The organism is Ruegeria sp. BG9 (assembly GCF_056538305.1).
In genome coordinates, this window is record NZ_JBQFSY010000011.1 from 45,152 (window position 1) to 63,555 (window position 18,404).

The following is an 18,404-nucleotide window of genomic DNA, read 5'->3' on the forward strand; positions in this document are numbered from 1 at the left end:
TCAAATGATGAAGGCCCCGGTGAAACCACCGGGGCCTTTTTTGTGGTACAGTGCCGCCCAGCAGGAGGGTTGGCGATGTCTAACAAGGAGCAGATGGATGAACTGGCGCGGCTGTACCTACAAGCCATCGAAAGCGGTGACCTAACCGCGATGCTAAACCTGTTTGCCGAGGACGCGACGGCAACCTCTCCGATATCGGGCAAGCAACCGGCGCGTGACTTCTATACCAACGTTATGAACATCACGAGCGACCGGTCCACCCTTCACAAGAACACCTTTGCCGATACATCCGGTGCGCCGCAGATGGCGGTTCATTTCAACTACACCCGCACCATCCGAAACGGGCACCCTGAAACGATTGAATGCGTAGACCTGTTTGAACTGACCGAGGATCAAACCCGATTCCAATCGGTGCGGATCATCTACGACACCGCACCGGTTCTTGTGGATTTTGGAGAAGCCTGATCCTTAGTGCGCCACCCCCGACGGCCCGTGCTTCATAAGATGCCACTGCCCGTAACTGTCGTTCAGGTCCAGCTTGATCGCCGCGTCGGCCTTGGTCGAGGCACTGCCGATCTCGGCTAAAGTGAATTCAATCCCGCCGGGAATGTCGATCCGCACGCGATGTGGGCCACCACCATGCGGCGCTTCAATAGGACGGCCAGTCGAATTCAGCACATCACCGATAGACACCTTGGCCGCACGCTCCTCCATATCCATCTCGAAATCTATCGGCAGAAACAGAGTCTCATGCACGGTATTGCACATCGCGCGGAAGACGAACCAATGGGTCGCCATCTCTTCGGTCTCTTCCCCGTGAAAGACCTTTTCTAGTGCGGCCCTCTGAGCATCTGAGGCGCTTGGATCGATGATCACCTGCATTTCGCCTCCGCCCTCAAAGATCGGACCCGGCCAGGCATAGATCAATGCAGCCTTGGCACCCGCTAAGTCGGTATCTCCAAAATGGCCTTTCGAGACTTCAAGCACTTCGAACCCACGGCAATTGCCCTGTGTTGGAACTTCCTCGAACTGGCAAGGGCACGCGTAACCGCAATTACAGTTCCCAAAAGCATCACCTTCAACATACCAATCTGTAAAAGCCATCGTCTTCTCCTGTATTTCACAGTGTGATCGCCCGATGGTGCGGATGCCTGGTTCGTCTGCCTATCGCACCCTAGCATATTTCTGCCCTTTCAAGAACCGGTCGCCGACACCGCTCGCACTGGTTCGGCTTGCAGAAAATGAACGCCCATTTCTCTCGCGTTGCTCTTCCCCCTCACGCGCCCGTGTTCTATTCACGCATCATGCGATCCTTTGTCATCCATATGTCTTCCAGCACGGCTCGCCGCGCCAACGCAGACCAGCTGTGCAAGGACCTGCCGAATGCCGAACTGTTCGAGGCGACCAATGGGCGCGACCCGGACCAGATCGCAGATGTGCGCCTGCATCCCGGTATTTTGCACAAACCGCACTACCCGTTCGACCTGCGCCCGGCAGAAATCGGCGTATTCCAAAGCCACCGACGTCTCTGGCAGAAACTGGTGGATGAAGAGATCGACCTGGCCATCATCACCGAGGATGACCTGCGCGTCGCTCCTGACAAAATGGCCCAAGCCATCAAACTGCTGCACGCCATCGCCACCCCGGATCACTATATCCGCATCCCCGTCAAACAACGCGAAGTCGCGACCCAAACATTGGCAGAAGAGAACGGCCTGAGCCTGATCCTACCCAAAGTGATCGGCCTGCAATGCGTCTGCCAGATGGTCGGCCGCAATGCCGCCAAACGGCTCCTGAAAGCGACCGATCAAATCGATCGCCCCGTGGATACATTCCTGCAAATGCACTGGATCACCGGTCAGCCAATCCATGCCCTTCTGGGCAGCGGCAACCGCGAAGTAGCCCGCGATATCGGCGGCTCGACCATCCAGACGAAACCACCCTTCTCAGACAAATTGACCCGCGAAGTCAAACGCGCCGCTTACCGGGCACAGCTTCACCTGCACCCGCAGCGCCCGCCTGCTTCATCTGGCTGAAAATATCCTCGGGGGGAATTGCTCCTCAGGCGCGATGGGGGGCAGACAGCCCCCCTGACCCGGCCTAAATCAGGACGGAGCCTTGGTCTTCCGCAGATAAGGGAAGATCGTCTCGAACTCACCAAACTTCGCCTTGGCATCTTCGTTCGAAACGGTCGGCGGGATGATCACATCCTCACCCGGTACCCAGTTGGCGGGAGTCGCAACACCCTTCGACGACATCTGCAATCCGTCCAGAGCCCGCAGTATCTCGGCAAAGTTCCGGCCCACGGTCATCGGATAGGTCATCGACAGCTTCAACTGCTTGTCGGGTCCGATAATGAACACCGAACGCACGGTGGCGCTATCCGCAGGGGTGCGGCCGTCGGGCAGGTAGGCCTCGGCGGGCAGCATGTCAAAGGCCTTGGACACCGCCAGCCCGTCATCTGCAATGATCGGGAAACCGGGGTTTGCCTTACCATAGGCTTCGATGTCTTTCTTCCACTTCTTGTGGTCCTCGACCCCGTCGACCGAAACACCGATCACCTTGGTATTGCGCGCCGCCCATTCGTCGTTCAGCTGAGCAACAGCCGAAAACTCAGTGGTGCAGACCGGGGTGAAGTCCTTGGGATGCGAGAACAGGATCGCCCAGCTGTCACCAATCCAATCGTGAAACTGAATGGTGCCCTGATCCGTCTCTGCGGTGAAATTCGGGACCGTGTCGTTGATACGCAAACCCATGGTGCAACTCCTTCTTTGGCTACTGACCGAGTCGAATGCTGTGAACCTAACCACTTTGCGCCAGAGTTAAACCTTCCGCAAAAGTCTTTTTCCGAGGCATCGCCAAACAAATTTGATCAAATTACCCCCTTGCCGCGCCTCAGAGCGAATGACAGACTGCGCGACAAAACCAGTCTTTGACATCACGGCCCGGAGGATACGCCATGATCGAAAAACGCGATTTCTACATTAACGGTCAATGGGTTGCCCCGTCTCAGACGAATGATTTCGAGGTTATCAACCCCTCGACCGAGGAACCCTGCGCGGTGATCTCCCTCGGCGCGCATGCCGACACTGACGCTGCTGTTGCCGCGGCCAAGGCGGCTTTGCCCGGCTGGATGGCCACGCCGGTCCAAGAGCGTATCGCCATGGTTGAAAAGCTGGCCGACCTCTACATGACCCGGTCCGAGGACCTAGCGCAGGCCATGTCGCTTGAGATGGGCGCGCCGATCGACATGTCGCGCACGGCTCAATCCGGTGCCGGGATCTATCACCTGAAGAACTTCATCCGCGCCGCCAAGGCGTTTGAATTCGAGCGTCCCTTGGGCGATCACGCCCCCAATGATCGCATCATCTATGAGGCCGTGGGGGTAGCCGGTCTGATCACGCCGTGGAACTGGCCGATGAACCAGATCACCCTCAAAGTCGGCGCGGCGGCCATCGCGGGTTGTACCATGGTTCTGAAACCGTCCGAGCAGAGCCCGCTGAATGCGATGATCTTTGCCGAACTGATGGACGAGGCTGGTTTCCCACCCGGAGTATTCAACCTGGTGAACGGTGATGGCGTGGGTGTCGGTTCGCAACTCTCTGCGCATCCGGATTTGGACATGATCAGCTTCACCGGCTCGACCCGCGCGGGCACTGCGATTTCGAAAAGCGCTGCAGATACGCTGAAGAAGGTGCATCTGGAACTGGGCGGCAAAGGCGCCAACGTGATCTTTGAGGATGCGGATGAGAAAGCCGTGAAACGCGGTGTGCTGCACATGATGAACAACACCGGCCAAAGCTGTAACGCCCCCAGCCGGATGCTGGTGCAGCGCCCGATTTATGACAAGGCGGTGGAGACCGCAGCCGAAGTGGCCAACGCTGTCACGGTCGGCCCGGCCACGGAGGAAGGCCGCCATATCGGGCCCGTTGTGAATGAGCTTCAGTGGACCAGGATTCAGGACCTGATCCAAGTTGGTATCGATGAAGGCGCGCGGCTGGTCGCAGGTGGCACCGGGCGGCCCGAGGGGCTGAACAAGGGCTACTATGTGCGCCCCACGGTGTTTGCCGATGCCAATAACCAGATGACCATTGCGCGGCAAGAGATCTTTGGCCCGGTCCTGACCATAATCCCCTTCGACACCGAAGAAGAAGCCGTCGAGATCGCCAATGACACGCCCTATGGCCTGACCAACTATGTCCAGACACAGGACGGCGCGCGCGCCAACCGTATGGCGCGGGTATTGCGGTCCGGGATGGTTGAGATGAACGGTCAGTCGCGCAGCGCGGGTTCTCCGTTCGGCGGCATGAAGCAGTCCGGCAATGGTCGCGAGGGCGGCGTATTCGGTCTGGAAGACTTCCTTGAGATCAAAGCCGTCGGCGGCTGGGCCGCAGAATAGCCATATGGCCTGATCCAGAAAGATTGGTGAGGCTAGGGCAGAGCCTCACCCTTTTTTAGGCTGGACGCACAACCAGCTGGGGTTGCCCGTCCGATGTCTTTTGCGCTGAGCGTCCATCCCAACCGATCACCCCGGTTACACGTTGGCGGTACGAGGAAAAGCTCTCGAACTGCACCACATCAACTGGCGTTTCAAAATGCAGGGTAACCCTGCGGTTGGATCCGTCACCCAACAGGGTCATGCCGCGTATTTCGGCTGAGAACGGCTGCCCCAGATATCGCCCTTCAACCCGATCTCCGACACGCAAGTGCATGCGGTTTTCAGCTTTGGCGTGCAGTGTATTCCAATCCCGAACGCCATATTGATGGGCCAGCATCTCCAACGCGTCGCTATGTGACAGGGTCATCTCTCTGGCGCGTAAATCTTCACGCAAGCGCTTGGCCTGCGCTTTCAACTCGTCCACAGGTGGGATCGTCTTTTGTATCGTCATCATGTGCCTCGTTTCCTTAAACGGGCGCGAAATCAGGACGGGGTTCGCATTGCCATCCTCGCGCCGTTAAAGTGGCAACAGATGTTCATATTCAGGGTTTCACCAAAGCCAAAGCCCGCGAACGGCAGGGGACCCAAACCTTGCGCGTCCTTTTGCACTAGTTGGTTGCAGAGTCAATCAGGCATCCGCTTGCGCGGCCTCATAGGCCAGCATCGCGCGCTTCACCGGCAGACCCCAATGGTATCCGCCCAGACCGCCCGACTTGCGCAAGGCCCGGTGACAGGGGATCAGCCAGCTAACCGGATTGCGCCCAACCGCTGTCCCCACCGCGCGCACCGCCTGAGGCGACCCCACCCGCTGCGCGATCTCTGAATAGGTTGTGACCTGACCCGAGGGGATGTGCATCAGCGCCTCCCAAACCTTGATCTGCAGGGGCGAGCCGATCAGATGCAGTGGTGTCTCGGACCGGTCCGCGCCAAAGGAGGCCTCGACCCAAGGACGCAGCTTTTCGGTATCCTCGACGAAATTGGCCTTGGGCCAACGCGCGGTCATATCCTTCATCGCGGCGGCCTCGCCGGTTTCGGCACCGAAGGCAATTCCGCAAATGCCCTTGTCAGTCCCCATGACCAAGGCTGGTCCAAAGGGACAATCGAACCACCCCCAGTAGACCGCCAGCCCCGCGCCTTTTCGGGCGTATTCACCGGGGCTCATGGATTCCCATTTCAGGAACAAATCATGCAGCCGGCCACTGCCGGACAGGCCGACATTATGGGCAGTCTCCAACGTGGTGAATCGTTCCCGCAGCAGCGCCTTGGCATGGCCCAGCGTCAGGTATTGCTGGTAGCGCTTCGGCGATACCCCAGTCCAGCGCGAGAACAGGCGCTGGAAATGGGCGGGGCTCATGCCCATCTGACCAGCCAGCTCTTCAAGGCTGAGGGTTTCGCCGCCCTGATCAATCAGCTCGATCGCGCGGCGCATGACGTTGTAGTGGTATCCGCTTTCGGGGGTCTGGACGTTCATGGCTTTCACCTCATCTGTTGATCTGAACCATAACGCGCAGGTCACGCCCCCGCGACCCGGAACTTGCGCATTGGCTTTGGGCTTGTGTCATTGGCCCTTGGGCGGCATTAAGGCTCGGATGGCAAAGCAACTCGATTACCACACGATCCGCGAGATCTTTACGCGCTTTCAAGAGGCCGACCCGGAACCCAAGGGCGAGCTGGAGCATGTGAACGTCTACACTCTGGTCGTCGCCGTGGCGCTTTCAGCGCAGGCAACCGATGCGGGCGTCAACAAAGCCACGCGCGCGCTGTTCAAGATCGCGGACACCCCGCAAAAGATGCTGGATCTGGGCGAAGAGGGCCTGATCGAGCATATCAAAACCATCGGACTGTTCCGCCAGAAGGCGAAGAACGTCATCAAGCTCAGCCGTATTCTGGTCGAGGACTACGATGGCGAGGTTCCCAATTCCCGCGCGGCGCTGCAATCTCTGCCCGGTGTGGGTCGTAAGACGGCCAATGTGGTTCTGAACATGTGGTGGCGGCAACCGGCGCAAGCGGTAGACACGCATATCTTCCGTGTCGGCAACCGCACTGGTATCTGCCCCGGCAAGGACGTAGATGCCGTCGAACGCGCCATCGAGGACAATATTCCAGCCGACTTTCAACTCCATGCACATCACTGGCTGATCCTGCACGGGCGCTATCACTGCAAAGCGCGCAAGCCGCAATGCCCGACCTGCATCATCCGTGATCTCTGTCAATTCGAGGACAAGACCCTATGAAAACCTACCAACTGACCGGCATCGGAAATGCCGTTGTGGATGTCATTTCCCAAGCCGATGACAGTTTCCTGGAACTGATGGGCATTGAAAAAGGCATCATGCAACTGATCGAGCAAGAGCGCGGCGAAGTGCTCTATGCCTCGATGGAGGGTCGGGTGCAGACACCGGGCGGCTCGGTCGCAAACACCATTGCGGGCGCGGGTGCGCTGGGTCTGGATGCTGCCTTTATTGGCCGTGTACATGACGACGCGCTGGGTCGCTTCTACGCCGATGCGATGAACGAAGACGGCGTGGATTTCGTGAACCCACCTGTGCCGGGCGGCGAGCTGCCGACCTCACGCTCGATGATCTTTGTCTCGCCCGATGGCGAGCGGTCGATGAATACATATCTGGGGATTTCCTCGGAACTATCGTCTCAGGATGTCTCGGACGAGGTTGCCGGAAACAGCCAGATCATGTTCCTCGAGGGGTATTTGTTCGACAAGGAAAAGGGCAAAGCTGCGTTTCTTGAGGCCGCGCGTGCCTGTCACAGAGGCGGCGGCAAGGCCGGTATCGCCATTTCCGATCCTTTCTGCGTGGAGCGTCACCGGGTCGATTTCCTGCTGCTGATCGAGAACGAACTGGACTTCTTGATCGGCAATGAGGCTGAGATCAAATCGCTGTTCGAAACCGATGATCTTGAGGACGCACTGGCCAAAACCGCCGCAATCTGCCCTCTGGTCGTCTGCACCCGTTCGGGCGACGGCGTGACGGTTCTGAACGGCGATACCCGTCACGATGTTGCCGTCGAAAAAGTAGTGCCCGTGGATGCGACCGGCGCAGGCGATCAGTTCGCCGCCGGGTTCCTGTTCGGCATGGCCACCGGCCGCGACTATGAGACCTGCGCCAGGATCGGCAACGTCTGCGCGCGCGAAGTGATCAGCCATATCGGTCCGCGCCCCGAAGCCAACTTGCAAGAATTGCTGCGGGAAGAAGGCCTGCTGTAAAGCGCTGAGCCGAGACAGCGCCGACCCGCGGGAAGGCGCACCCGGCCTCGGATGTAAAGAGCTTTATGGCAACCAGATACTGATAGGTTCGGTAAACACCCAACGCTGCAAAAGCGCCGCCCCGAGGGGGGGTCGGCGCTGGCGCGGCGGCCTACGGCCTTTGCTCCGCGCCGTTAGAAACCGACCCCTGCATCGTTCAACGCCCAATCATACTCATAGGCATTCACCCGTCGCGCCTGTTTGAGGCGCTGTTGCAACTCCGGGTCAGCTGCTGTTTCAAGATAGGCGATCACAGCCTGTTCATTCGGCCCGAAATCCTCGCGGAACCAGATGTAGATTTTCGACACGATCAGACGCCCCTGATCATCGAACTGCACTCCGCGCGGATCGTTGACATAGGCGCGCTCGGCTGCGGCGAGATCGCGTTCCAGCGTCGTGGCCTCCCAGGCGCGGGCCATCAGGTTCGGGCACCCGACCGCGGCACAATTCAGCGCGTAGTGAATGCGCGGCTCATTGAAAGTCGGTCGGATGATGCGGTGTTCGATGTCGTTGAGGGTCAGGCTCTGACCCGACACCACGGCCAAGGGGCGACCCCACGGGCCGATCGACAACAGCCCATCCTTGATGTCCCGGATCGAGGCGACCGGATAGGCCTCGAGCACCACATCCACCGTCAGCGCGTTATAGAGGTTGATCCAATAGGCCAGCTGCTGATCACGGGTCAGATTGGCCGGATCCACGGCCTGCAACTCGGTCAGATAGGCATCCAACACCGCGTTGTCTGCCGCGCTCACCTGTCCATAAGCCACCCGGTTCACGCCGCGCGCACCGGGGGCCACGTAGCGGGTCAGAAAGCGGGTCCAATCGCCATGATCTACCTTCTCACCCGGAGGGGGCGCGGCGCGGGTCAGGGCCGTGTCGGGCAACGGCGTCGCGGCAGGCAAGGCCAGCCTCTCGACGCTGGCGCAGGCGGCCAGAAGCGGCAGCAGCATCAGGATCAGAACCTGTCTCATGAAGCGTCCTTTCGGCTTTGACGAGCAGCGCGCAACTGCCCTTTGAGGCGTTTCAGCGGAGCCGCCTCGGGATCTTTCAACGCCGGCAAGTCCGGACGAGTTGACAGGCCGCGCGTCGCCGAGTTCCACCAATAGGTGCCCATCGGACGGTCCACCCGATCCGGCGCGGCCAGATGCTGATCGCGCTGTGCGTTGTGGACGCACATGGAGAGCGGCCCATTGGCTGTCGCAACCATGAACACGCAAGAGGCGCAGCGGTCTTCCTCTAACGCATCCGCAGCCATGAAATTGTGGATGAACACGGCCTGCCGCCGTACCGGGCCGCGCAGCACCCCCGACCCCAGCCGCAGAAGGCAGCCCACCAGATGGCCAAGCGCCCAAAGGGCTAGCAGTGGATGGCGGCGGATCAGGCGTCCCACGCTGGGGCGGATGCGGATATGAGCGTCCTGTCCGGTATCCACATTTTCCAGCGCCGCTATCACCCGCTGAACCAAGCGCTGGTTCGACAGCAACGACACGGCCTTGCCCCCCGCAGAAACAACGCTGCCATACCGGTTGCAACTGGAATGCCCGACGGCCGCCGAGTCGAAATGCAAAGACGTGCCATAGCCTTGCTCGACCGCGCGGATGACGCTGTCTTGCGTGATTGCATCGGGTCGCGCCCGCAACACACCGCGCCCGGTATCCGCTTGCATCTGGAACGAGACAAAACCGACCTCGGGTTGATCCCGCAGAAACCGGGCCAAAGAAGGGATTTCAGCAAAGTTGCCGCCAAAAACGGTCGTGTTGAAGAGGATACGCAGCCCCAAACCACGCGCCCGGTCGATATAGGTTTTGCGCACGCGGTTGAGCTCCACCTCGGAGGCGAACCCTTTGCGCTCTTGCGTCATGTCCACGTGAAAGGCCACGTCATCCAGCCCCGCTGCCGCCAATCGCGTCAGCATCGCCCGGCTGGCGCGGATACCGTTGGTCATCAGGCAGGAGCGCATGCCCAGCCGCCTGATCTCGCGGCAGAGCGCCTCAAGATCGTCAACCTTACGCAGGGTCGGGTCGCCGCCGGTCAATTGAACGGAAATACCCCGGCCATAGTGGCTGCGGATCGTGGCAATCCGCGCAAACAGGACCGAAAGCGGAGGATCATAGGTCATCTCGGCCCGGTCCGAGAGGTAGCAGAGCGTGCAGTCCAGATTGCAGCGCTGCGTCACCTCAAGCGCGACACAGGCCATCGGGTAGAACCGCCCTGCCGTCTGAGAGGGACCGAACTCTCCGCAACCGCGTAATCCCTCACGCAGAGGCGCGCGCCGGTCCAAGCCCTGAAATCGCCGTCCGGCGGGTTTGATTGTGATGGGGTCTGGCAGGGTGTCTTTCATGCCCACAAGCTAGAGGCACGCCTTGACCCGAACCACGCCCCCTCACGGCAACGTGCAGGCTGGTGATCAGCTCAGATGATCCGCAAAACCCGCAATCACCTGCTCGTAGACCGCGCGCTTGAACGGCACGATTTCTTCGACCAGTTGATCCGGGGCCTGCCATTTCCAGCTGGTGAATTCGGGATGATCCGTTGCAATATTGATCTGGTCGTCATGGCCGTTGAAGCGCAGCAGAAACCATTTCTGCTCTTGCCCGCGATAACGGCCTTTCCAGATTTTTGGGACGATGTCGTGGGGCAGATCATAGGGCAACCAGCCGTCAGTCTCGGCCACGACCTCGACCAGATCAGCAGTCACGCCGGTTTCTTCCCATAGTTCGCGCAGCGCCGCATCTTGGGGGTCTTCGCCCTTGTCCACCCCGCCCTGAGGCATCTGCCACGCGTCCTTGTGGCGGTCATTGCGCTGCCCCACGAAAATCTTGCCCTCGGCATTCATCAGCATCAGCCCCACACAGGGTCGATAGGGCAGTTTGGCGATCTCTTCCTGGGTCATGCGAGGCCTCTTGGACATGGTTCGCCATCTCTCTATCAAGCCTCACGACGCGCGCAAAGGGGATGACGTTAGGTTTCGCGTGACAATGTTTACGCGAACGTCAATCTATTCCTCAACTTCGTAAGGGAGAGTTCGCCATGACTGCGTACCCAAACATGCTGGCCCCGCTGGACCTGGGCTTTACCACGTTGAAGAACCGCGTGCTGATGGGCTCGATGCATACCGGGTTGGAAGAGACCGGCGACTGGAACCGCGTGGCCGAGTTCTATGCGGATCGTGCCCGCGGGGGCGTGGCGCTGATGGTGACGGGCGGGATCGGCCCGAACCTCGAAGGGTCTGTCCTGCCGGGCGCGGCGATGATGACCACCGACAAGGACGTGGCGAACCACTCGGTCGTGACTGACCGCGTGCATGAGGCGGGCGGCAAGATCGCGATGCAGATTCTGCACGCCGGACGTTATGCCTATGGTCCCAAATGCGTGGCGCCCAGCCCTGTGAAATCCCCGATTTCTCCGTTCCCGCCCAGTGAGCTGGACGAAGACGGGATCGAGAAGCAGATCAGCGACATCGTGAACGCGGCTGTTCTTGCCCAGAAGGCGGGCTATGACGGGGTCGAAATCATGGGCTCTGAGGGGTATTTCCTGAACCAATTCCTCGTGACCCACACCAATAAACGTGAGGATCGCTGGGGCGGCTCCTATGAAAACCGGATGCGCCTGCCGATCGAAGTTGTGCGGCGCACGCGTGAGGCTGTGGGCACGGATTTCATCATCATCTACCGCCTGTCGATGATCGATCTGGTCCCGAATGGCTCGACCCATGAAGAGGTGGTCGAACTTGCACAGCGGATCGAACAAGCCGGTGCCACGATCATCAACACCGGCATCGGCTGGCACGAGGCGCGGATTCCCACCATCGCCACCAGCGTACCGCGTGCGGCCTTTGCCTGGGTGACCAAAAAGCTGATGGGCAAGGTTGGTATCCCGGTGATCACGTCGAACCGGATCAACACGCCCGAGGTCGCAGAAGAGGTTCTGTCGACCGGCTGTGCCGACATGGTCTCGCTGGCGCGTCCGATGCTGGCGGACGCGGATTTCGTCAACAAGGCGATTGCGGGTCAGTCCGCGCAGATCGCGCCGTGTATCGCCTGTAACCAGGCCTGCCTGGACCACACGTTCGGCGGCAAACTGACCTCTTGCCTGGTCAACCCACGTGCCTGTCATGAGACCGAACTGGTCATTGGCAAGGCCGAGACGCGCAAGACCGTTGCCATTGTGGGCGCTGGCCCGGCCGGCCTGTCTACCGCTATGACCGCCGCCCAGCGCGGCCATGACGTCACGCTGTTCGACCGCGCCTCGGAGATCGGCGGACAGTTGAACATGGCGAAACAGGTGCCGGGGAAAGAGGAGTTTTGGGGGCTGGTCGGTTGGTACCGCACCATGATGGACGATCTGGGCGTGAAGGTGGAACTGAACCGCGAGGTAAGCGCCGACGACCTGACCGGCTTTGACGAAGTCGTCATTGCCACCGGCGTTATCCCGCGTGATCCGGAAATCCCCGGTCAGGACCGTGACAACGTCATCAGCTATATCGACGTGCTGCGCGAGAAAGCAGAGGTCGGCAAATCCGTCGCCGTGATCGGCGCTGGCGGTATCGGCTTTGACGTATCCGAGTTCCTGCTGGAGGACGGTCACAGCATCACCACCGACCTGCCAGCCTGGATGAAGGAATGGGGCGTTACCGACCCGGAACAGCACCGCTCGGGTCTGGCACCGGAAGGCCCTCAGCCTGCAGCCCCGGCGCGTCAGGTGACTCTGTTGCAACGCAAGAAACAGGCGCATGGCAAAGGCTTGGGCAAGACCACCGGCTGGATTCACCGCGCGACACTCAAGATGAAAAACGTCAACTTCGTGGGCGGCGTGAATTACGAGCATATCGACGATGACGGCCTGCATATCAGCTTTGGTGAAGAGCGCGCCGACCCGACGGTGATTGCTGCGGACACCATCGTTCTGTGTTCCGGTCAACTGTCCGAGCGCAGCCTTGCGGACGCCCTGATCGAACGCGGGATCACGCCGCATGTGATCGGTGGCGCAGATGTTGCGGCGGAATTGGATGCGAAACGGGCGATCAATCAGGGCACCCGTCTGGCCGCCGCAATGTAGGGGCGCTGAGGTCTACATGGTATAAGTCAGGCCTGTCTCTTTCTCGAATCGGGCCATGTAGGTTTCGTAGTCACGGTAGGCGCGATGGAACAGCAGGCGCGCCATTCGCGTCGCGCGCCAAGGTTTTTTGCCACCGACATAGTGCCAGATTTTTGGAGTTCTGTTTGCATCACTCAGATGCTGGCGGAACGTCTTGGACATTTTGCGGTATTTCGGACTGTGCGCGTCAAACCAGATCTGAGGGCGCGTGTTCCACTGAATAGGCAAGCGAAACCAGCGACCGTGAAACAATTGGTTCATTCTGTCCTGCTCGGGCAAGTAGGGAATGTGCGGAACCAGCTTCTCGAAATCGCTGATCTCGCGCAATTCGCGATCACCGTGAATGGCTGAACAATCCATGACCATGATGCCGGCATTGAAATACCCTTCGCCAGGTATGAACCCCAGCCGAATGCTCTTGCTCACACGACTGAGCGACTTTTTATGCTCGCGTCCCGGTCTGAAAATCTGCTGCAGGGAAGGGCGCAGGAAATCCCCTCCGCCAAGCGTCACCAACCCCATATCCACACAAGCAGCAAAGGGTTGGCCTTCAAGGTCCATGTCCAGCAATTCCCAAACATCCGAAACAACCAGAGTGTCCGCATCCACAAAAACGCAGCGCTTTTCGCAAAGCTGGGGCAGAAACAAAGGCAGCATCGTGATCGCAGGGAACTTCGATTTGTACTCAGAAAAGCCTGGCAGATTTTCCAGATCGAATTTCCGGTAAGAAATCGTCCCTCCCGTGAGGGATTGATTGACCTGCTCAACAATCGCAATGTCTTCGTCTGTGAAATCTTGCCCGAAGATTGTCACATCCAAAGGCTTGCTGGCGTTTTTGACAGCGGAATATGCGGAAAGCAGAGCGGGGAACAGAAAAGACCTGTTCACGCCATAGACCACCTGCATCGCGCCCCCCTCGATCACGTCAATGTGATGAGAAGGAATAGCAGCGAAGAGCAGGCACTTCAAACCCTTAGCGGCCCTCAAAACTCCTGGTTTGCGGCGTTACCCGGCGCCCCCTTATTCGACCGAAATCGTAATCACTTCGGATAAAATGGGCGGGTTGTGCGGCACGTGTCCAGCATCGCCCAGAACCAGTTGTAGCGAGTGCTGACCTGCGGGCAGATCCAGAGTGACCTCGGTCTGGCCACCGCCGAAATGCATATGGTTGTCGTCTGCGGGCAAACCGTAAAGCAACTCATCCGCGCCGTCTTCGCCTTGACCCAGTGGTGGGCGGTTGATCAGCAGGTGGTGGTGGCCGGTATTGTCCGCTTCGGTCCCTGCGGGTGCGACACCCATGCCGCTGAGGCCAAAGACCACCGTGACCGGCGATTGCACCTTGTCGCCATCCGCAAGGTTCGCGAAATAGACCTGCGCACCCGGCGCGGATGGCGTTTGTTCCTGCGCACCGACAGCTGTGGCAAACAGAGCAACTAAAATGGCAGTGAAGATGGCTTTCATGATCTCCTCCCTCGTCACAAAAATGCCATTCTAGATCTAGCACATCTTGAGTATTTTTCAGAAAACGCCCGTTTGCAGGGCGATCACCATCGCGGGAAACAACTGTTTCCACGTTTCTGATACGCAAACGATCCGATTCAAAACCCTGATATTATCCCATGTCCGCCCCGATTCCGCCCAGATTGAGGGGCAAAGTCGTTGCAAGTAGCAAGACCTGGGGAACGAGAATGGATCGACTGACGGAAATGGAAGCCTTTGCCAATGTGGTGGACCAAGGTGGCTTCACCGATGCGGCCAAGAAGATGGGTATCTCCAAATCAGCCGTTTCTAAGCACGTGTCCAGCCTGGAGTCGCGGCTGGGGGCACGACTGCTCAACCGGACCACACGCCGCGTTTCTCCGACCGAGATTGGGTTGGCCTATTACGACCGCGCCCGCCGGGTGTTGAACGACGCGGGTGAGGCGGATTCGCTGGTCACCGCGATGCAATCGGCCCCTTCTGGCCTGCTGCGGATCAGCGTGGCGACGGATTTCGGGGTCAATCACCTGTCGCCTGTGCTGTCGGATTTTCTGGCCACCTATCCCGACATTACCGTGAACATGGTGCTCAATAACCGCTACGTGGAACTGATTTCCGAAGGCTTTGACGTCGCCGTTCGCATCGGAGAGCTGGAAGACAGCACTTTGCGCGCCCGAAAGCTGACCGAGACCGTCAAACGCATGGTCGCGGCCCCCAGCTATATCGAGAAATACGGACGTCCGCAGAAGATCGACGATCTGAACGAACACAAGCTGCTGCACTATTCCAGCCAATCCTCGGGCAATGTCTGGCGCCTAACTGCCCCGTCGGGCGAGAAACGTCAGGTGCGCACGGCCGGTTGGCTCAGCGTGAATGATGGCCAATCGCTGTTAAACGCGGCGGTCTCGGGCCTCGGGATCGCCTATCTGCCCAGCTATCTTTACGCTGATGCGCTGAAATCCGGTGAGGTTGTGGATGCAATGCCATCCCTGCCGGATGAGGTGCAAGGCATCTACGCGGTCTATCCTCCAGGCCGCTTCACTCAGCCCAAGGTACGGGCCTTCATAGACTTCCTCGTTGATGCGTATTCCGAAAAAGGCGCGATGGACTGGTAATTCTCCCGGTGAACTGGATCGGCCCGTGCGTTCTGCGTGCGGGTCTTTTTTTTGAAGACGCGTCAGTTGACCAGCAAGACAGCCTCAACCCTGCGATTCAGGTCGCGCCCTTCCGGCGTCGCGTTCGAGGTCAGCGGCGCAAGATATCCCACGCCCTGTGCTTCGATCCGGTCCGCTGCAACGTCATGCGTGTCGATCAAACGGGCGCGCACGGCCTGCGCCCGTTCGGTGCTGACCTTTGTATTGGCCTGCAACGTGCCGGTATCATCAGTATGCCCGACCAACGCCAACCGAGTCGACGGGTTGTCGGCCAGGAACTGCGCGAGCAACGACAAGGAGGCGAACGGGCCGTCGCCCAGCGCCACCTCGCCGGTGCGGAAATGTAAATCGTCGAGAATCACATGGCCCGACTGCTGCAATGCGGCCAAAAGGCCCTCCGTTCCGCTGGCGGATTGCTCAACGACCACAGGCGTTGGAGCCGGAGCATCAACGGGTGCAACGCGGATCAGTTGCACATAGCCATCCGGCGGGTTACGGCTGACCAGCAGGCTGAGCGCCTCGTCGCCCTTGGTGGCAGACAGAAAACGATAGTCGCGAATGGCGACATACATATCCGGTGTTGGAACCACTTCGGTTCCGAAGCGGAAATCGAACCCGCCGCAGGTCCGAGCCTCACATTCAAACAGGATATCAAAGCCCTGCGCCACGAGCTGATCCCGCAGCGGAGCCAGCAATTGCAGCGTCGTGCTAGAGCCCGCCTGCAAGCGCCATGTCAGCCGCTCGACCCGCCCCTCGACGGTGCGGGACGGGACTATGCCATCCGCAACGGGCCCTGTGGGCAGCTCATAGCTGTCCAGCGGCGAGGTCCTCTCGCTGATCTGACGGGCGCTGGCGGGCAGGGTCAGATCTTGCGCCAGACCCGGCCCGGCCATCAGACAAAAGGCAAAGGCGAGGCGTCGGATCATCGGGCTTGCGCGTGATATTCGGGGTTGGGCGCCATCGCCGTGGCACTGGCCACCCGGTTGGACATGTTGAAGAACCCTGTGACGTTGGCGATGTCCCAGATATCCCGGTCACTGAAGCCCTGATCGCGCAAGTGCTGGCGGTCAGCCTCTTCAATCGCGGCGCTTGCGGTGGTCATCTTGGCCGCGAAATCCAACATCGCACGCTGGCGCGCATCCAAAGGGGCGGTGCGGTAGTTCATCACCAGCATCTCGCCCAGTTGCGGATCACCGGACATCTGCCGCACTGCTGCACCATGAGCAACAAGGCAGTAGAAGCACTTGTTGATCGAGGACACGACCACCGCGATCATCTCACGTTCGAGCTTGGACAGTCCGCTATCTGCCAGCATCAGGTCGTTATACATAGCCGTGAAGGCGTTCAGCTTGTCAGTATCGAACGCGTAGGCTTTCAGCACATTCGGCACCATGCCCAGCTTTTCGAGGCAGACATCAAAGTATTTCTGCGTCTCAGGCGGCAAAGGGTCGGCCATGGGCAGGTTCAGCGCGGTGGGCAGATCAGTCTGGGTCACGGGCTTTCTTAACTCCTTAGACACGTTGACGATAATGGTATTCCCCGACAATCTCCATCCCGAGCGCACGGTAGAGGCCATTCGCCCCAGCATTAGCCTTTGTGCAGATCACGCTGAGCGTTTTCGCCCCGTTGTCCCGCGCCCAGAAGGCTGCTGCCCGCATGGCCCATTGACCTAGGCCCTGACGGCGGTGATCTGGCAGGATCTCAAGCGCATGTACCATGGCCACATCGCCTTGCATGGCCATGAACACAGTTCCCGCGGGGCGATCAGAATGCCGTAACAGGAACGCGGTCTTGGGGGTCGCAGCACGCGCCATCACGGCCAGACGTTCAGGGCCGATACCGCCCTTGGCCCAGATCTCCTCCATGACTGCAAGCGGTGGCCAGATGCCGAACGCGGTCACGCGGGGCAGAGGCTGATCGGTCAGCTGTTCCGGCGGGCAGGCGTAGATGTTGACCGGGTCCAGAACTTCATAGTCACGTGCATCCAGTTGAGCGTCGAGCTTGTGGTCATCGGGCCACAGACAAAAGATGCGTTTCTGGCCCATGACCCGCATGGCAACCTCGGCCGCGAGAATATCGGCCTCGGTCGCGTCACCCAGCGCATTGGCGGCAGACACGCGCGAACCACCCCCCTGCCCTTCGCGCAGGCGGAAGGGGCCAAGGGCCTCATAGCGCGCAGCGGGCCATGTTCCGTCAACGATGTCGGGCCAGTTGATGCTCACAACTCGAGCTCTTTTGCCAATTGGGTCATGGCCGCGTCGATGCGCGCACCCTCGGTGCCCCGGACCACCACGTTGGCTCCGAAGACCCCGTTGATCTGAAACGGATAGCAGCCGATGGACAGGTCCGAGAACGCCTCAGCCAGTGCAGACAACGTGGCAGCAATGTCGCCTTCGCCCCGATCCACCCGCAATGTCTGAGACAACAGCGGGCTACCGCCCGTCAGGCCCGGCAAAACACTGGCAACCATGGCTTGAAAGACCGAGGGCACCCCGGCCATCACATGCACGTTTTCGATGGTAAATCCGGGCGCGGTTGAGACCGGATTGTCGATCAGCGCGGCCCCATCAGGAATGCGGGCCATACGCAGGCGGGCCTCGTTCAACTCCAGCCCCGACTTGTCGTAATGCGCCTGCAACAGCGCCCGCGCATCGTCGCGCACGTCAATCGGGGTGTCAAAAGCACGGGCGATGCAATCGGCGGTGATATCGTCATGTGTCGGCCCGATGCCACCACTGGTGAAGACATTGTCGTAGGACCCCGACAGCGCCTTGACCGCCGCTTCGATCGCCGGGGCGTCATCGCTGACAATACGCACTTCTTTCAGGTCGATGCCATGCTTGGTCAGTTCACCCGCGAGGTAGTGCATATTCGCATCGCGCGTCCGGCCCGAGAGGATCTCATCCCCGATGACAAGCATTGCAGCGGTTGGATTGGCCATGGCGCGCGCCCCCTCTTGATCGGCTGTTGGGGC

General features: G+C 59.7%; 20 protein-coding genes. 7 read left to right on the forward strand and 13 right to left on the reverse strand.

Annotation, left to right across the window (positions count from 1 at the left end):
* The first annotated feature begins 75 nt into the window (after positions 1-75).
* Positions 76-465 (forward strand): nuclear transport factor 2 family protein, encoded by a 390-nt coding sequence (locus tag ACR0I8_RS18505; protein WP_170679406.1) that lies wholly within the window; start codon positions 76-78, stop codon positions 463-465.
* Between the two features lie 3 nt (positions 466-468).
* On the opposite strand, the gene ACR0I8_RS18510 is transcribed toward ACR0I8_RS18505, so the two are convergent.
* Entirely contained in the window at positions 469-1,104 is a 636-nt protein-coding gene (locus ACR0I8_RS18510; RefSeq protein ID WP_170692119.1) for a DUF1326 domain-containing protein, read from the reverse strand.
* 137 nt (positions 1,105-1,241) lie between these two features.
* Here ACR0I8_RS18510 and ACR0I8_RS18515 point away from each other — a divergent pair, with 137 nt between their 5' ends.
* Positions 1,242-2,036, forward strand: coding sequence for a glycosyltransferase family 25 protein (locus tag ACR0I8_RS18515; protein WP_480703492.1), 795 nt, complete (start codon positions 1,242-1,244; stop codon positions 2,034-2,036).
* 69 nt (positions 2,037-2,105) lie between these two features.
* Here the strand turns inward: ACR0I8_RS18515 and ACR0I8_RS18520 are convergent, their stop codons facing one another.
* The gene (locus ACR0I8_RS18520) at positions 2,106-2,756 is read right to left on the reverse strand and encodes a peroxiredoxin (RefSeq protein ID WP_170459651.1); all 651 of its coding nucleotides are present in this window, start codon (positions 2,754-2,756) and stop codon (positions 2,106-2,108) included.
* A gap of 203 nt (positions 2,757-2,959) precedes the next feature.
* Between ACR0I8_RS18520 and ACR0I8_RS18525 the strand changes: the two genes are divergently transcribed.
* Complete coding sequence (locus ACR0I8_RS18525; protein WP_170692121.1) at positions 2,960-4,399, forward strand: aldehyde dehydrogenase family protein; 1,440 nt, start codon at positions 2,960-2,962, stop codon at positions 4,397-4,399.
* A 55-nt stretch (positions 4,400-4,454) separates the two neighbouring features.
* Here ACR0I8_RS18525 and ACR0I8_RS18530 read toward each other — a convergent pair whose 3' ends face one another.
* Together ACR0I8_RS18530 and ACR0I8_RS18535 are read right to left on the reverse strand one after the other, a co-directional pair.
* Positions 4,455-4,889 (reverse strand): glyoxalase superfamily protein, encoded by a 435-nt coding sequence (locus ACR0I8_RS18530; protein ID WP_170379371.1) that lies wholly within the window; start codon positions 4,887-4,889, stop codon positions 4,455-4,457.
* A gap of 177 nt (positions 4,890-5,066) precedes the next feature.
* The gene (locus ACR0I8_RS18535) at positions 5,067-5,909 is read right to left on the reverse strand and encodes a bifunctional helix-turn-helix domain-containing protein/methylated-DNA--[protein]-cysteine S-methyltransferase (protein WP_170379373.1); all 843 of its coding nucleotides are present in this window, start codon (positions 5,907-5,909) and stop codon (positions 5,067-5,069) included.
* 118 nt (positions 5,910-6,027) lie between these two features.
* On the opposite strand from ACR0I8_RS18535, the gene nth reads away from it, so the two are divergent.
* Both nth and ACR0I8_RS18545 read left to right on the forward strand, forming a co-directional pair.
* A complete protein-coding gene (gene nth / locus ACR0I8_RS18540) occupies positions 6,028-6,672 on the forward strand; it encodes an endonuclease III (RefSeq protein ID WP_170379832.1) in 645 nt (214 codons plus the stop codon).
* Positions 6,669-7,658 carry an adenosine kinase gene (locus ACR0I8_RS18545; RefSeq protein ID WP_170692124.1) on the forward strand — a complete coding sequence of 330 codons (990 nt, stop codon included), beginning with the start codon at positions 6,669-6,671 and terminating at the stop codon, positions 7,656-7,658. Before nth ends, ACR0I8_RS18545 begins: the two co-directional genes overlap by 4 nt.
* Before the next feature lie 173 nt (positions 7,659-7,831).
* Here ACR0I8_RS18545 and ACR0I8_RS18550 read toward each other — a convergent pair whose 3' ends face one another.
* The 3 genes from ACR0I8_RS18550 to ACR0I8_RS18560 all read right to left on the reverse strand — a co-directional run bounded on the left by ACR0I8_RS18550 (position 7,832) and on the right by ACR0I8_RS18560 (position 10,593).
* Positions 7,832-8,671 carry a DUF547 domain-containing protein gene (locus ACR0I8_RS18550; protein WP_170692126.1) on the reverse strand — a complete coding sequence of 280 codons (840 nt, stop codon included), beginning with the start codon at positions 8,669-8,671 and terminating at the stop codon, positions 7,832-7,834.
* Positions 8,668-10,041, reverse strand: a complete 1,374-nt coding sequence (locus tag ACR0I8_RS18555) for a radical SAM protein (RefSeq protein ID WP_170692128.1) — start codon at positions 10,039-10,041, stop codon at positions 8,668-8,670. Before ACR0I8_RS18555 ends, ACR0I8_RS18550 begins: the two co-directional genes overlap by 4 nt.
* 66 nt (positions 10,042-10,107) lie before the next feature.
* Positions 10,108-10,593, reverse strand: a complete 486-nt coding sequence (locus tag ACR0I8_RS18560; RefSeq protein ID WP_170692130.1) for an RNA pyrophosphohydrolase — start codon at positions 10,591-10,593, stop codon at positions 10,108-10,110.
* 137 nt (positions 10,594-10,730) lie between these two features.
* On the opposite strand from ACR0I8_RS18560, the gene ACR0I8_RS18565 reads away from it, so the two are divergent.
* Positions 10,731-12,758: an NADPH-dependent 2,4-dienoyl-CoA reductase gene (locus ACR0I8_RS18565; RefSeq protein ID WP_170692132.1), complete on the forward strand. Its 2,028-nt coding sequence runs from the start codon at positions 10,731-10,733 to the stop codon at positions 12,756-12,758.
* 12 nt (positions 12,759-12,770) lie between these two features.
* Here the strand turns inward: ACR0I8_RS18565 and ACR0I8_RS18570 are convergent, their stop codons facing one another.
* On the reverse strand, positions 12,771-13,703 hold the full coding sequence (locus tag ACR0I8_RS18570; protein ID WP_170692135.1) for a glycosyltransferase: 933 nt from the start codon (positions 13,701-13,703) through the stop codon (positions 12,771-12,773).
* 114 nt (positions 13,704-13,817) lie between these two features.
* Positions 13,818-14,258 (reverse strand): DUF4399 domain-containing protein, encoded by a 441-nt coding sequence (locus tag ACR0I8_RS18575; protein ID WP_170692138.1) that lies wholly within the window; start codon positions 14,256-14,258, stop codon positions 13,818-13,820.
* 227 nt (positions 14,259-14,485) lie between these two features.
* Here ACR0I8_RS18575 and ACR0I8_RS18580 point away from each other — a divergent pair, with 227 nt between their 5' ends.
* Positions 14,486-15,391: a LysR family transcriptional regulator gene (locus ACR0I8_RS18580; protein ID WP_170473069.1), complete on the forward strand. Its 906-nt coding sequence runs from the start codon at positions 14,486-14,488 to the stop codon at positions 15,389-15,391.
* Positions 15,392-15,453: 62 nt separating this feature from the next.
* On the opposite strand, the gene ACR0I8_RS18585 is transcribed toward ACR0I8_RS18580, so the two are convergent.
* From ACR0I8_RS18585 to ACR0I8_RS18600, 4 genes are read right to left on the reverse strand one after another with little or no spacing between them, the layout of a single operon-like run.
* A complete protein-coding gene (locus tag ACR0I8_RS18585; RefSeq protein ID WP_170692140.1) occupies positions 15,454-16,356 on the reverse strand; it encodes an OmpA family protein in 903 nt (300 codons plus the stop codon).
* Positions 16,353-16,925, reverse strand: a complete 573-nt coding sequence (locus ACR0I8_RS18590; protein WP_480703496.1) for a peroxidase-related enzyme — start codon at positions 16,923-16,925, stop codon at positions 16,353-16,355. The genes ACR0I8_RS18585 and ACR0I8_RS18590 overlap by 4 nt, the downstream gene beginning before the upstream one ends.
* 16 nt (positions 16,926-16,941) lie before the next feature.
* Positions 16,942-17,652: a GNAT family N-acetyltransferase gene (locus ACR0I8_RS18595; protein WP_170692142.1), complete on the reverse strand. Its 711-nt coding sequence runs from the start codon at positions 17,650-17,652 to the stop codon at positions 16,942-16,944.
* Entirely contained in the window at positions 17,649-18,371 is a 723-nt protein-coding gene (locus ACR0I8_RS18600; RefSeq protein WP_170692145.1) for a molybdopterin-binding protein, read from the reverse strand. Before ACR0I8_RS18600 ends, ACR0I8_RS18595 begins: the two co-directional genes overlap by 4 nt.
* Positions 18,372-18,404: the final 33 nt, after the last annotated feature.